10 protein-coding genes are annotated in these 13,288 nt (G+C 71.5%); 7 read left to right on the forward strand and 3 right to left on the reverse strand.

Going from position 1 to position 13,288, the window contains the following annotated elements:
* The first annotated feature begins 86 nt into the window (after positions 1–86).
* The 7 genes from CBF90_RS08750 to CBF90_RS08780 all read left to right on the forward strand — a co-directional run bounded on the left by CBF90_RS08750 (position 87) and on the right by CBF90_RS08780 (position 8,537).
* The gene (locus CBF90_RS08750; protein ID WP_023952476.1) at positions 87–1,367 is read left to right on the forward strand and encodes an ABC transporter substrate-binding protein; all 1,281 of its coding nucleotides are present in this window, start codon (positions 87–89) and stop codon (positions 1,365–1,367) included.
* A 66-nt stretch (positions 1,368–1,433) separates the two neighbouring features.
* Entirely contained in the window at positions 1,434–2,957 is a 1,524-nt protein-coding gene (locus CBF90_RS08755; protein WP_023952475.1) for an alpha-N-arabinofuranosidase, read from the forward strand.
* 185 nt (positions 2,958–3,142) lie between these two features.
* Entirely contained in the window at positions 3,143–4,267 is a 1,125-nt protein-coding gene (locus tag CBF90_RS08760) for a Gfo/Idh/MocA family protein (RefSeq protein WP_064956238.1), read from the forward strand.
* A gap of 10 nt (positions 4,268–4,277) precedes the next feature.
* Positions 4,278–5,480, forward strand: a complete 1,203-nt coding sequence (locus tag CBF90_RS08765; RefSeq protein WP_088380397.1) for a dihydrodipicolinate synthase family protein — start codon at positions 4,278–4,280, stop codon at positions 5,478–5,480.
* Positions 5,477–6,364, forward strand: a complete 888-nt coding sequence (locus CBF90_RS08770) for a sugar phosphate isomerase/epimerase (protein WP_023952472.1) — start codon at positions 5,477–5,479, stop codon at positions 6,362–6,364. The genes CBF90_RS08765 and CBF90_RS08770 overlap by 4 nt, the downstream gene beginning before the upstream one ends.
* A gap of 9 nt (positions 6,365–6,373) precedes the next feature.
* Positions 6,374–7,405 carry a LacI family DNA-binding transcriptional regulator gene (locus CBF90_RS08775; protein WP_242435634.1) on the forward strand — a complete coding sequence of 344 codons (1,032 nt, stop codon included), beginning with the start codon at positions 6,374–6,376 and terminating at the stop codon, positions 7,403–7,405.
* A gap of 1 nt (position 7,406) precedes the next feature.
* Entirely contained in the window at positions 7,407–8,537 is a 1,131-nt protein-coding gene (locus CBF90_RS08780; protein ID WP_088380399.1) for a glycerate kinase, read from the forward strand.
* 58 nt (positions 8,538–8,595) lie between these two features.
* Here CBF90_RS08780 and CBF90_RS08785 read toward each other — a convergent pair whose 3' ends face one another.
* Genes CBF90_RS08785 through CBF90_RS08795 form a run of 3 tightly spaced genes read right to left on the reverse strand, consistent with a single transcriptional unit; the run spans position 8,596 to position 13,237 of the window.
* Positions 8,596–10,245 carry a DapH/DapD/GlmU-related protein gene (locus tag CBF90_RS08785; RefSeq protein WP_088380400.1) on the reverse strand — a complete coding sequence of 550 codons (1,650 nt, stop codon included), beginning with the start codon at positions 10,243–10,245 and terminating at the stop codon, positions 8,596–8,598.
* The gene (locus CBF90_RS08790) at positions 10,242–11,357 is read right to left on the reverse strand and encodes a substrate-binding domain-containing protein (RefSeq protein WP_088380401.1); all 1,116 of its coding nucleotides are present in this window, start codon (positions 11,355–11,357) and stop codon (positions 10,242–10,244) included. The genes CBF90_RS08785 and CBF90_RS08790 overlap by 4 nt, the downstream gene beginning before the upstream one ends.
* Positions 11,354–13,237 (reverse strand): heparinase II/III family protein, encoded by a 1,884-nt coding sequence (locus CBF90_RS08795; protein ID WP_242435635.1) that lies wholly within the window; start codon positions 13,235–13,237, stop codon positions 11,354–11,356. Before CBF90_RS08795 ends, CBF90_RS08790 begins: the two co-directional genes overlap by 4 nt.
* Between the last annotated feature and the right edge of the window lie 51 nt (positions 13,238–13,288).

The raw sequence follows: 13,288 nt of genomic DNA on the forward strand, positions 1-13,288 counted from the left end.
GCCTTCATGGGAGTCCTTTCATCGGGAGCGGCCCCGCCACACCTGAGACCCGTCCCCCCGGGCCCGCTCCCGATGAAAGGACTCCCATGAAGGCCACCCGCCTGCTCGCAACCGTCGGCATCGTCGCCGCCGGTGCGCTGGCACTGACCGGATGCGGCGGTGCGCAGACGCCTCCCGCAGCCGCATTCGACCCCGACGAGAAGGTCACGCTGACCTACGCGTTCTGGGGCAACGACGATCGGGCGAAGCGCTATGACGAGCTGATCGCGGCGTTCAACGAGGAATACCCGAACATCACCGTCAACGTCAGCTTCACCGACTTCCCGAGCTACTGGGAGAAGCGGCAGACCGAGGCTGCGGGCGGGGGGCTGCCCGATGTCTTCCAGTTCTCCGACAGCTACCTGCGCCAGTACGGCGAGTCGGGCAACCTGCTCGATCTCGCGCAGGTCGCCGACCAGATCGACATGTCCACGTTCGACGAGGGGCTGCTCGGCACCGGAGCGCTGGGCGGCACCCAGTACTCGCTGCCGACCGGATACAGCCTGTGGGCGAACTTCGTCAACGACGACCTCGTCGCGCAGGCCGGGGTCGCCGCGCCCGAAGGCGGCACCGATTTCGCCGAGTTCGACGAGTGGATGGCCGAGGTCACCGAGAAGACCGGCGGCGCCGTCTACGGCGGCACGGACTACACCCAGCGCATCCAGGCGTTCGAGCTGGTGCTCCGGGCAGACGGCGGCAACCTGTACACCGACGACGGCGAGCTCGGGTTCACGAAGGACCAGCTGCGCGAGTTCTGGGAGAGCGGCGCAGGGCTGCGCGACGGTGTCGCGGTGCCGCAGCAGCGACTCGAGGAGCTCTCGCCCAAGTCGGGCTTCGGGGCCGCGCTGACCGCCAGCGAGATGAGCTGGAGCAACTTCCTCGGCGGCTATCTCGCCGACTCGGGCGCCTCGTCGATCTCGATCGTCGCGCCGCCGACGGCGAAGGAGGGCTCGAAGGACCTCTATCGCCAGGCCGGCCTGCAGGTCGCGATCTCTGCCAAGACCGAGCACCCGCAGGCAGCCGCACTGTTCCTCGACTTCGTCGTGAACTCCGAGGCGGCTGGTCAGATCTTCGGCACGACGCTCGGCTTCCCGGCATCGAGCTCGAAGCTCGCGGGCGCGACGCTCGAGGGCGCCGACAAGCAGGTCGCCGACTACATCGAGTCGGCCGCCGATCGCATCGGGGATGCCCCGCCCGTGCCCGTCGCCGGATACGGCTCGCTCGAGCAGACGTTCTGGGAGCTCGGCAAGTCGCTCGGGCTCGGAACCACGTCGGTGGACCAGGCTGTTGACCAGTTCTTCTCCGAAGCCGAGGTCGTGCTCGGCTGAGGAAGACCGCCACGTCGGGGATGCCGCGCGCGGAAGCGCGGCATCCCCGCTGACCCGAGGAATGACATGACGCCGACGAACGCCGCCATCGACCCCCGTTTCGAGATCTCCCGCATCGATCGCCGCATCTTCGGCGGCTTCGTCGAGCATCTCGGCCGTCACATCTACGACGGCATCCACGAACCGGGTCATCCGTCCGCGGATGCCGACGGTTTCCGGTCGGATGTCGTCGAGCTCGTCCGCGAGCTCGGGGTGTCGACCATCCGCTATCCCGGCGGCAACTTCGTCTCGGGATACCGGTGGGAGGACGGTGTCGGGCCGCGCGAGGAGCGGCCGCGACGTCTCGACCTCGCGTGGCACTCCACGGAGACCAACGAGGTGGGCCTGCACGAGTTCGCGCGCTGGCTCGAGCTCGTGGGCAGCGATCTCATGCTCGCCGTCAACCTCGGAACGCGGGGCACGCAGGAGGCGATCGACCTGCTCGAGTACGTCAACGCGGACGCCGACACCGCGTGGACCCGACAGCGCGTCGCGAACGGGCGGCGCGACCCGTTCGGCGTGCGGATGTGGTGTCTCGGCAACGAGATGGACGGCCCCTGGCAGCTGGGTCACCGCAACGCCGACGACTACGGCAAGCTCGCCTCGCGCACGGCCAAGGCGATGCGGATGCTCGATCCCGACGTCGAGCTCGTGGTCTGCGGCTCGTCGGGCAGCGGCATGCCGACGTTCGGATCGTGGGAGCGCACGGTGCTCGAGCACACGTTCGACGACGTCGATTTCATCTCGTGCCACTCCTACTACCAGGAGCGCTTCGGCGACGCGCAGGAGTTCCTCGCGTCGGGCGTCGACATGTCGCGCTTCATCGAGTCGGTGGTCGCCATCGCCGACGCGGTCGCGGCGACGAAGAAGAGCGACAAGCGCATCATGATCTCCTTCGACGAATGGAACGTCTGGTACCTCCACAACGACGAGGGAGGTCAGGACGACAAGCCGCGCGAGCCCGGCTGGCCCGTCGCGCCGCGCTTGCTGGAAGACCAGTACCACGCACTGGATGCGGTCGTGTTCGGCGACCTGCTCATCACGCTGCTCCAGCACAGCGACCGCGTGCGATCGGCCTCGCTCGCGCAGCTCGTGAACGTCATCGCCCCGGTCATGACCGAGCCCGGGGGTCCGGCATGGCGCCAGACGACGTTCTATCCGTTCTCGCTCACCTCGCGTCTTGCGGGGGAGCGAGCGGTGTCGGTGCCCGTCACGTCGGGTTCGTTCGAGAGCGAGCGCTTCGGCACCGTTTCGAACGTCAACGCGGTGGCCACCGTGGATGAGGGCGGCACGTCGTTGTTCGTCGTGAACCGATCGACGGTCGACGCGGAGGACCTGCGCATCGACGTGTCGGCACTCGGGGCCGCGCGGGATGCAGCGGTGTCGATCGTCGAATCGCACCTGCTGCACGACGACGACCGTTATGCCGCGAACACCCTCGACGACCCCGACCGGGTCGGCGTGGTGCCGGTGCCGGGAATCGCGGTCGAGGACGGCATCCTCTCGCTGTCCCTGCCCCCGATCTCGTGGGCGGCCATCCGGCTCGGCTGACCCGACGCAGCGTCCGCGCGCGCAGGCTTGCGCCCGCGGACGGCCGCCCTCTACAGTATGGGAAAGCGCTTACCACCCCACCGGTGAGCGGACGAAGCAAAGGAACGCCCGTGTCAGAGACGACCACCCTCAGCCCCGCGCCGGAGACGGCGACCGCCCCGCAGGTCCGCGAGATCGGCATCATCATGAACGGCGTCTCGGGCCGGATGGGCTACCGTCAGCACCTCGTCCGCTCGATCCTCGCGATCCGCGACCAGGGCGGCATCGAGCTTCCGGACGGGACCAAGGTCACCGTCAAGCCGCTCCTCGTCGGACGCAGCGAGGCGAAGCTCGCCGACCTCGCCGCCAAGCACGGCATCGAGGACTACACGACCGACCTCGACGCCGCCCTCGCCGATCCGCGCTGGGAGATCTACGCCGACTTCCTCGTCACGAAGGCCCGCGCGTCGGCGCTGCGCAAGGCGATCGCCGCCGGCAAGACGATCTACACCGAGAAGCCCACCGCCGAGTCGGTCGACGAGGCGCTCGAGCTCGCGAAGCTCGCCGCCGAGGCGGGGGTGAAGACCGGTGTCGTGCACGACAAGCTCTACCTCCCGGGCCTGCAGAAGCTGAAGCGCCTCATCGACTCGGGCTTCTTCGGCCGCATCCTCTCGGTGCGCGGCGAGTTCGGCTACTGGGTGTTCGAGGGCGACTGGCAGCCCGCGCAGCGCCCGAGCTGGAACTACCGTGCCGAAGACGGCGGCGGCATCATCGTCGACATGTTCCCGCACTGGAACTACGTGCTCGAGAATCTCTTCGGCGACGTCAAGACCGTCTACGCCCAGGCGGCCGTGCACATCGCCGACCGCTGGGACGAGAACGGCGAGCACTACACCGCCACGGCGGAGGATGCCGCCTACGGCGTCTTCGAGCTCGAGGGCGGCATCGTCGCGCAGATCAACTCGTCGTGGACGGTGCGCGTCAACCGCGACGAGCTCGTCGAGTTCCACGTCGACGGGACGCACGGCTCCGCCGTCGTGGGTCTGTTCGGCGCGAAGATCCAGCCGCGCAACGCGACCCCGAAGCCCGTGTGGAACCCCGACCTCGAAGACACGCACGATTACGACGCCGACTGGCAGAACGTGCCCACCAATGACGTCTTCCTCAACGGCTTCCGTCAGCAGTGGGAGGAGTTCCTCACCTCGTACGTGACCGAGACTCCCTACGAGTTCGACCTCCTCGCCGGTGCCCGCGGAGTGCAGCTCGCCGAAGCCGGCCTGCAGTCGAGCCGCGAGGGCCGCAAGGTCGAGCTTCCGGCTCTGAGCATCTGAGCGCCGCACGATGACCGACCTCACCCTCCTCGGCGCCGATGGCGCCGTCACCTCCGTTCCGTTGAACGATGCGCCCGGGTTCGCCCGGCCGGAGACGCCGCTGCGCAGCCGGGTCGCGTACGCGGCGGCCCACGTGGTTCCCGTCGTCTCGGCCGACAACACCCCGGGCCGGCCGGCTCAGATCGACTGGGACGCCACGCTCGGCTTCCGCCGCGCCGTCTACTCCTGGGGTCTCGGTGTGGCCGACGCGATGGACACCGCGCAGCGGAACATGGGGCTCGACGCCGCCGCGACGCGCGAGCTCATCGCCCGATCGGCCGAGGTCGCGCGCGAGGAGGGCGGCTCGGTCGTCGTCGGCGTCAACACCGATCACGTCGACGACGAGCACATCTCGCTCGATCAGGTCATCGACGCCTACAAGAGCCAGCTCGCGTTCACCGAGGAGCAGGGCGCAGGCCCGGTGCTCATGGCGTCGCGGCACCTCGCCCGCGCGGCATCTTCCGCCGACGACTACCGCCGGGTGTACCGCGAGGTGCTGGCCGCGGCATCCGGTCCGGTGGTCCTGCACTGGCTCGGCACCGCCTTCGACCCGATCCTCGCGGGCTACTTCGGCTCGCCCGATTGGCGCGCGGCATCCGACGTCCTCGTCGAGGTCATCGAAGAGAACGCCGACAGGGTCGCGGGCGTGAAGATGAGCCTGCTCGACGCCGCGTCCGAGGTGTCGGTGCGCGAGCGGCTGCCCGAGGGCGTGCGGATGTTCACCGGCGACGACTTCAACTACGTCGGCCTCATCGGCGGCGCAGACGTGCCCCGGGCGACCCAGCCCGAGCGCGACCCCGCCTCGGCGCGGCAGCACTCCGACGCGCTGCTCGGCGCCTTCGCGGCGATCACTCCGGTCGCCTCCGCCGCCATTCAGGCGCTGGACGCGGGCGACGCCGACCGCTACCTCGCGATCCTGGGGCCGACGGAAGAGCTCAGCCGGCAGGTCTTCGCGGCCCCGACGTTCTACTACAAGACCGGCGTGGCCTTCCTGTCGTGGCTCAACGGCCATCAGGCTGCGTTCCAGATGGTCGGCGGACTGCACTCGGCGCGCAGCCTGCCGCACCTCTCGCGGATCGTCGAGCTCGCGAACGCGTCGCACGCTCTCGAACAGCCGGAACTGGCCGCGGACCGCTGGCACGCGATGCTGCGTCTGAACGGAGTCCGGGCATGAGCGTCGTCGACCCGCGCCTGTCGATCAACCAGGCCACGATCAAGTACGCCGACCTCGCGACCGCGCTGCGGGTCACCGCGGATGCCGGGATCGAGGCGATCGGACTGTGGCGCGAGCCCGTGCAGGAGGTCGGTCTGACCACGGCCGCCGCCATGCTGACGGACTCGGGCCTGCGGTTCACCACACACTGCCGGGCGGGCTTCTTCACGATGCCGGAGGGTCCCGCCCGGCGCTCCTCGATCGACGACAACCGGGTCGCGATCGACGAGGCCGCCGCGCTCGCCGTCGCCGGTGCCCCCGGCTCGACGGCGATCCTCGTGCTGGTCGCGGGCGGCCTTCCCGAGGGGTCGCGCGACATCGTCGGCGCCCGGGAGCGGGTACGCGATGCGATCGGCGAGCTCGCTCCCCACGCGAAAGCGGCGGGGGTGACGCTGGCGATCGAGCCGCTGCATCCGATGTTCGCCTCCGACCGCTGCGTCGTCTCCACGCTCGGCCAGGCGCTCGACATCGCTGCCGATTTCGAGCCCGAGGTCGTCGGCGCCACCGTCGACACGTTCCACATCTTCTGGGACCCCGACGTCCTGCCCGCCATCGAGCGGGCCGGGCGCGAGGGGCGCATCGCGACGTACCAGGTGTGCGACTGGCGAACGCCGCTGCCCGAGGATGTCCTGCTCAGCCGCCACTACCCGGGCGACGGGGTCATCGACTTCGCATCGCTGACCCGGGCCGTCGAGGCGACGGGATACGACCGCGACATCGAGGTCGAGATCTTCAACGCCGACATCTGGGCCGCGGATCCCGCCGAGGTCGTGCGCCGCACCGCCGAGGCCTTCGGTGGGGCCGTGACGCCGCACCTCTCGGGCGCGCGGACCCCCACCGCATAGACTCGGCTCGTGGGACAGACGGGGATGTCGCCGCGTGGCTCGGCCACGCTGCACGATGTGGCGAGAGAAGCCGGGGTGTCGCTCGCGACCGCCTCACGGGCGCTGAACGGCTCGACCCGCAAGGTCGCCGATGCGTACCGCGAACGCGTCGAGCAGGCCGCGGCCCGTCTCGGCTACACGGCCAACCTGTCGGCCCAGGCGACCGCTCGCGGCACGTCGGCGATCGTCGCGCTGCTCGTGGCCGACATCGCCGACCCGTACTTCGGACAGCTCGCGGCGGGCGTCGCGCGCGGCGCCGATGAAGCCGGCCTCGTCGTCACCGTCGCCATCACCGAGCGCGATCCGGCGCGCGAGCTGCGGCTCGTGCGCGCCCTGCGCGGTCAGCGTCCCCGCGGCATCATCCTCGCCGCCTCGCGCACCTCGCGCGAGATGTCGGACGAGCTGAGAACCGAGCTCGACCTCATCGCCGCGAGCGGCGGCACCGTCGTCGCGCTGGGTCCCGGTGCCCCCGGCATCCGCAGCGTCGCGATCGACAACCGCGGCGGTGCGCGCGAGCTCGGCGCCGCGCTCGCCGCGCGCGGCTACCGCTCGGCCATCGTGCTCGCCGCCGCCGAGGGCGTCGTGACGAGCGACGACCGCCTCGCCGGCTTCGCCGACGGCTTCACGAGCGGCGGGGGAGCGGAGCCCCGCGTGTACCGCGGCGGCTTCAGCCGTGAGTCGGGTGCCGAGGCGATGGCAGCGGCCCTCGCCGACGGCGTCGAGCCGGGAACGGTCGTGTTCGGCATCAGCGACGTCGTGGCCATCGGAGCCCTCACCGCGGTGCGTGCGGCGGGACGCGAGCCGGGCGCCGACATCGCGCTCGCCGGCTTCGACGACATCCCGACGGGGCGCGACGTCACGCCGCCTCTGACGACCGTCCGCGTGCCTCTCCCCGACGTCGGGTACACCGCGCTCCGCGCAGCCGTCGACGCCGAGGCCGACGAGCCCGCGCTGCCCCTCGAGGTGCTCGTCCGTGAGAGCACCCCGCCGCGGAGCGCGTGACGTGACGCGCGTCGTCGTCGCGATCGACAGCTTCAAAGGGTCCATCGCGGCTGCTGAGGCTGCGCGTGAGCTCGCCGCGGGGTGGGTCTCGGCCGATGCCGGTGCCGTTGTCGAACTGCGCCCGATGGCCGACGGCGGCGAGGGCACGCTCGACGCGTTCGCCGCCGCGATCCCCGGGGCGCGGCGCATGCCCGTCACCGTCACGGGCCCCGCGGGGACACCCGTCGATGCGTCCTGGCTGCTGCTTCCCCCGACCTCCGGCGACCGGCCGGTGGCGTCGGATCGCGGCTCGGTCGGTGTCGTCGAGCTCGCGTCGACGTCAGGCATCGAATTGCTGGGCGAGGAGCGACGCGGCCTCGACGCCGACACCACCGGATTCGGCGAGGCGATCGTCGCCGCGCTCGACGCCGGCGTCGACCGCCTCGTGCTCGGCATCGGATCGAGCTCGTCGACCGACGGCGGGGCCGGGATGCTGCGCGCCCTCGGCGCCCGGTTCACGGATGCCGTCAGACGTGACGTCGTCCCCGGTGCGCGAGGCCTCGCCGACATCGCGCACGCCGACCTGTCGGGGCTCCGGCCGCTTCCCCCGGGCGGCGTCGACGTGCTCAGCGACGTGTCGAACCCGCTGCTCGGTACGCGGGGCGCTGCCGCCGTGTTCGGACCGCAGAAGGGGCTCGACGCGGCTCAGGTCGCCGCTGCCGACGCGGCGCTGAGCCGGCTCGCCGACCTCGTGCCGGATGGGGCGTCGCTCGCTGCCACGCCGGGGGCCGGAGCCGCCGGCGGCACCGGGTTCGGGTTGCTCGCGTGGGGCGCGCGCCTGAGCCCCGGCGCTCGTGAGGTCGCCGCGCTCATCGACCTCGCGGACGCCATCGCCCGCGCCGACCTCGTCATCACGGGCGAAGGGTCGTTCGACGGGCAGTCCGCGGCCGGCAAGGTACCCGCGTTCGTCGCCGAGCTCGCCGCAGGGGCCGGGGTGCCGGCCGCCCTCGTCGCGGGCCGGATCGCCGCTGACGCCGACACCGCGGCGTTCGCGTCATCCGTCTCGCTGACCGGCCTCGCGGGATCGGCCGAAGCCTCGCTCGCCGAACCCGCCCGCTGGCTCCGCGCGGCGGGCGCAGCGCTCGCCCGTTGACTCGGCCGAGTGAACGGCTTCGCCGCGAGCGCACGGCTTGCTCACGCAGGAAGGTCGTTCACTCGGCGCTTGGCCGTGCATTGAGTGAGAGATGCGAGGATGCCGCGGGCTCGGGACGGTGGACGCCGCGCGGGCGATAACCGAGAGCGTCCGAGACTCCGAGCAGGTCGGCGAGGTACCAGGCGATGGCGAGCCACATCTCGGTGCCCTGCAGCCCCGGCTCCGTCTCGGTGAGCCGGAAGCTCATTCCCGCTCCCGGCTGCCAGCCCCCGAGCACCTGGTCGAGCAGGCGCGTCGCGAGGTCCTCGACCTCGGCCCGGCGGTAGCCGGCTGCCCGCGTGAGCCAGAGCGGATGCGCGACGTCCAGCACATTGCAGGCGTCGAGTCGTGACGGGGCGAACCACCGCTCGTCGCGGGCGTGTCGCAGCACCGTGTCGATGACGGCTTCGGGATGGGGAACCGGGATGCCGTATTGCGCGAAGGTTCCGCGCGTCGCCCGGTAGAAGCCGTTGACGACGAGCAGCAGGCCGCGGTCGGCGGAAGGCCGGCCCCACATGCCGCTCGCGGCATCCGCCTGCGTCACGAGCCATCCGAAGAGGGACTCGGCCACGCCCGGCGCGATCCGGTCGCCCCGGCGCCGGGCCCACAGCAGGGCGGTGCCGATCGCATCGACCTGGTGTCCGGCGTTCCAGGGATCGGTGTCCCAAGGCAGCGCGTCGAGTCCGGCGATCAGGGACTCGGCCGTCGCTCGGGTGACGAGCCCGACAGGGTGGGCGAACTCGGACCCCAACAGGTCGAGCGCGTACCCGACGGAGAGCACGTGATAGGCCGTGTCGCCGTCGTCCCAGCCGGCGACGTCGACCGAGCCGAGCGGGGGAACGGCGCCCGTCGCCGGGTCCTGCCAGCCGCGCAGCCGATCGATCAGCTCGGACGGATCGCTGCCCGGCGGCGTCGACCCCAGCAGCAGGTCGGCGATCTCGACGGCGTCGCCCTGCGCGCGCACTGTCGGGGGAGCGCCTACCCGGTCGGCGTACAGCCCGGAGGCCGGGTCGACACAGCGGGCGAGCAGGGCGGTCGCATCGGAGCGGGCCGTTCCGGCGAATGCGGACACGCGGGCGTGCAGCCGGTTCGACTCGGGAGGCGACTCGACGGGCGGCACCCGCCAGCGCAGCAGCCGAGCGGGGTTGCCGCCGACGATCGCGCCCGCGGGCACGTCCTTCGTGACGACGGCTCCCGCGGCGAGCACAGCCGACGCGCCCACGGTGACCCCGTCGAGGACGACGACGTGCGAGCCGATCCAGACGTCGTCGCCGATGCGGATGCCGCGGCTGGTGAGCGGTTGCCGGAAGACGGGCGTCCCGGGCTCCATCGAGTGGTTGAAGCCGAGCACGGAGCTGTGCGCGCCCATCCGCACGCCGTCGCCGAAGACGACGTCGCCGCGGACGACGGTCGAGGGGTTCAGGGAGCAGTCCGCGCCGATGCGCAGGGTGCCGGTCAGGTACGCCCCCGCCGCGATGTACGAGCGGTCGCCCAGGGCGAGGCTCTCGGTGTCGAGCGCCGCGAGCTCCGAGATGAAGCACTCGTCGCCGAACGACCAGTCCGCGTGATCGTCCGCCAGCGCTGCCTGATGCTCGCGCTGACGCCGCCGGCTCTCCTCGGATGCCGTGGACCAGAAGTCCCACGGCGAGTAGTCGTGGCGGTCGATCACGCCGGGTCCTCCGCGCGCGGGGCGACGGTCGACTCGCGCACGACGAGAGTCGGGTTGAGCATCACCCGACGGGTGGGGCGACCGGGGTCGGCCATCCGGGAGACCAGCAGCTCCACCGCCGTCTCGCCGACACTGACACGCGGTGGGGCGACGGCGGTCAGGGCGGGCGTGAAGAGTTCGGCGACCTCGTCGTCGTAGGCGATGATCGACAGGTCTTCGGGCACCGAGATTCCGCGGTTGAGCGCCAGATCGACGAACGCCATCGCCTCGGGGTCCGAATGCACCAGCAGGGCGGTCACCCCGCTCCCGAGCGCGCGATCCAGCGTCGTGTCGACCGCAGCGGAGAACTCCGCGCTCGCGCGGTCGGGAAGCGTCGTCTCGATGTGCTGGGCGGGTGTGAGCCCGAGCTCTTCGCACGCGGCCTGCCACCCGGCGGCGATCTTGCGCGAGGTGGGGGAATTGCGAGAGAGCACCAGCCCGACCTTGCGGTGCCCGAGCGCCGCGAGGTGGCGCGCCGCGAGAACGGCGCCGAGGGCGTGGTCGGTCGTCACGGCCTCGACCGGAACGCCGGCGGGCTGGACGATGGCGTCGCGCTCGACCAGGACGCTCGGGGTGCCGCACTCGGCGAGCCACTGCACGACATCCTGCGAATGCGGGGTGTCGGTGTTCGGCGCGACGATCAGGCCGCGGATGTCGCCGCTCGCGACGAGACGCTCGAGGACGGGGCGCTCATCCTGCAGCTCGTACGAGGCTCCCCGCAGGTGGACTTTCAAACCGTGACGACGTGCGGCGGCCTCCATGCCCCGCACGACCCCGGGCCAGTAGAAGTTCAGCGAGGGCACGAGCACCGCGATCGACCCCGTCGAGGTCTCCGCGCCCGACGAGCCCGCCGGTGAATGGGCGTGCTGCCCGGTCGCGGGGATGGCGCCGCCGTGCACGCGCTGAAGCAGTCCCTCCTGCTCCATCTGCGCCAGATCGCGTCGCAGGGTCACGGTGGCGGCGCCGAGCTCCTCGGTCAGCTGCGAGATGCGGACGGCGCCCTCGCGCTCCATCGTCGCCAGGATGTGCGCGCGGCGTTCGGCGGCCAGCAGCGCCGGTGTGGGGTCGGTCATGGTCGCTCGTCCTCGTTCCGTTCCTGTTCTACCGTGACACGCAGCTCGGTACGACCGTCGACGTCGACGGCGAGCCGGCTGAGGCGGTCGCCCCAGACGTCGGTCAGCATCGGATCGTCGAGCTCGCGAACGACGAGGGTGTGCGGTGCGCCGGCGGGCCACGTGATCCGCACCGGGGTTGCGCCGTCGAGTGGTCTCACGCGAGCCCATCCGTCGCCGGTCGTCACCGAGCCCGCGAGGAGCAGGCGCACCTGCGTATCCGGTCCGGCGGCTTCCCAGCTGTCGTCGATCGTGACGTGTCCCGAGCGGTGGTGCGCAGCCCGGCGTCGCCACGAGCGTACCGAGCCGGCGGGGTAGGCGCCGCCGATCTCGAGATCCAGCGCGGTCATATCATCCGTTCGGACGAGAACCGGATCGGATGCCGCGAAGGCTGTGCCGTGCGGCTGTGCCGCGCCCGAGATGCGGGGCACGCTGTGCCAGTCGCTCTGCATCGTCCAGATGTCGTATCGGTCCGGGCCGAAGGTCTGCGCCGTGTAGGTCGGGCGGCCGGCATCGACGATCACGGGGACGCCGTCGGAGGCGACGATGATCGAGCCGACGTCGTTGTGGTTGTGGTTCTCGTCGTTGTGGCCGCCCTTCATCACGATGGTGAGTCCGACGGCGCTGCCCGCGTGGCCACGGGCGAGCCAGACCTGGGTGGACGGCAGCCAGACCTCGGCGGGCAGGGGGCTGGAACCGCGCGTCTCGGTCAGCCACGCGTCGTCCGTCAGGGCGCGCAGTAGGCGACCGAGCCCGGCTTCCTCGGTGGCGGGGAGATCGTTGCGGTGCTGCGCGACGGCGTGGCGGCGGGCCTCGTCGTCTCCGACGGCGCGAGCCGCCCGGTGCAGGGCGTGCCAGGGCTGATCGGCCGGGGGACGGGCCGGGCCGTCGGCGAGGTTGACGTACCACGGGCCGCCGAGGTGCGAGCGATGGGGGAACGCGACCGTCTCGCGCAGGGACTCCACCTCGGGCACCGGATCCCACGCCCCATCGGTGGCGTAGGCGAGCAGGTCGAGAGCCTCGAGCGCCCGGCACGCACCGTTCCACCAGTACGCGTATCCCTCGTCGATCGCGCCGTCTGCCGGCAGTGCGGCGACGTAGCGGTCCAGGCCCTGTGCCACCAGGGCGACGAGCTGATCGCGTTCAACGCCCTCCTCGCACAGGACGAGCCCGGCGACCAGTACGTTCCCGTGAATCCAGGGATTCCAGTTGTGGACGTGCCCGTCGAGTCCGAGCCAGTGCCAGTCGCGTCGCGAGAGGAACGGCTCGATGACGCGCGTGCGGGCCTCGTGCCGGATGCGCTGCCGCAGCCCGGGGTATCGCTCGTCGAGCCGGCGCCCGAGCACGTGATCGGTCCACGCGAGCTGTCCGACCACCTCTCCCGCGCCGAGATCGAGGAAGGGATCGGTGACGGTCGCGAGAACCGACCCACGCCGCGCATAGGTGTCATCGTGGGCGGGCCAGCACCACGTCGACTGCTCGCAGAGCAGCCAGACGCCGTCGGCGACTTCGTCGAGATATCTCGGATCGTCGTCCGACAGCGCCGCGACCACGGCCCGGCTCAGTCGTCGCTGGCGAGCGAAGACCTGTTGCTCGTATCCGTCTCGGTCGCCATCTCGATGCACGCGCGCGGCGGCACTTGCGCGGGGCTGCGGCCACGGCGCGTCGAGGTCGGCACGCGCGCGGTCGACGAGGCGGCGAGCGACGTCAGGCGAGACCCGCGCAGCCCAGCGCTCCGCCGCGGGCACGGGAAGCGCTTCGGCGGGCGGCCGGAGGCGCGCCGGGGTGCCGCCGCACGTGGTGGCGAGGGGACCGGCGAACCCAACGATGTTCCACTGCACGGGGCTCCTTTGCACAAAGTGATCAGAAACGATCATAAGGAAACGAAGAGA

It is taken from the genome of Microbacterium sp. AISO3, from assembly GCF_002204305.1.
Classification (GTDB): domain Bacteria; phylum Actinomycetota; class Actinomycetes; order Actinomycetales; family Microbacteriaceae; genus Microbacterium; species Microbacterium arborescens.

Coding starts and splice junctions, on each gene's coding strand:
- CBF90_RS08755 (WP_023952475.1), top strand. CDS start 1,434: ATGACGCCGACGAACGCCGCCATCGACCCCCGTTTCGAGATCTCCCGC.
- CBF90_RS08790 (WP_088380401.1), bottom strand. CDS start 11,357: ATGACCGACCCCACACCGGCGCTGCTGGCCGCCGAACGCCGCGCGCAC.
- CBF90_RS08765 (WP_088380397.1), top strand. CDS start 4,278: ATGACCGACCTCACCCTCCTCGGCGCCGATGGCGCCGTCACCTCCGTT.
- CBF90_RS08770 (WP_023952472.1), top strand. CDS start 5,477: ATGAGCGTCGTCGACCCGCGCCTGTCGATCAACCAGGCCACGATCAAG.
- CBF90_RS08760 (WP_064956238.1), top strand. CDS start 3,143: ATGAACGGCGTCTCGGGCCGGATGGGCTACCGTCAGCACCTCGTCCGC.
- CBF90_RS08750 (WP_023952476.1), top strand. CDS start 87: ATGAAGGCCACCCGCCTGCTCGCAACCGTCGGCATCGTCGCCGCCGGT.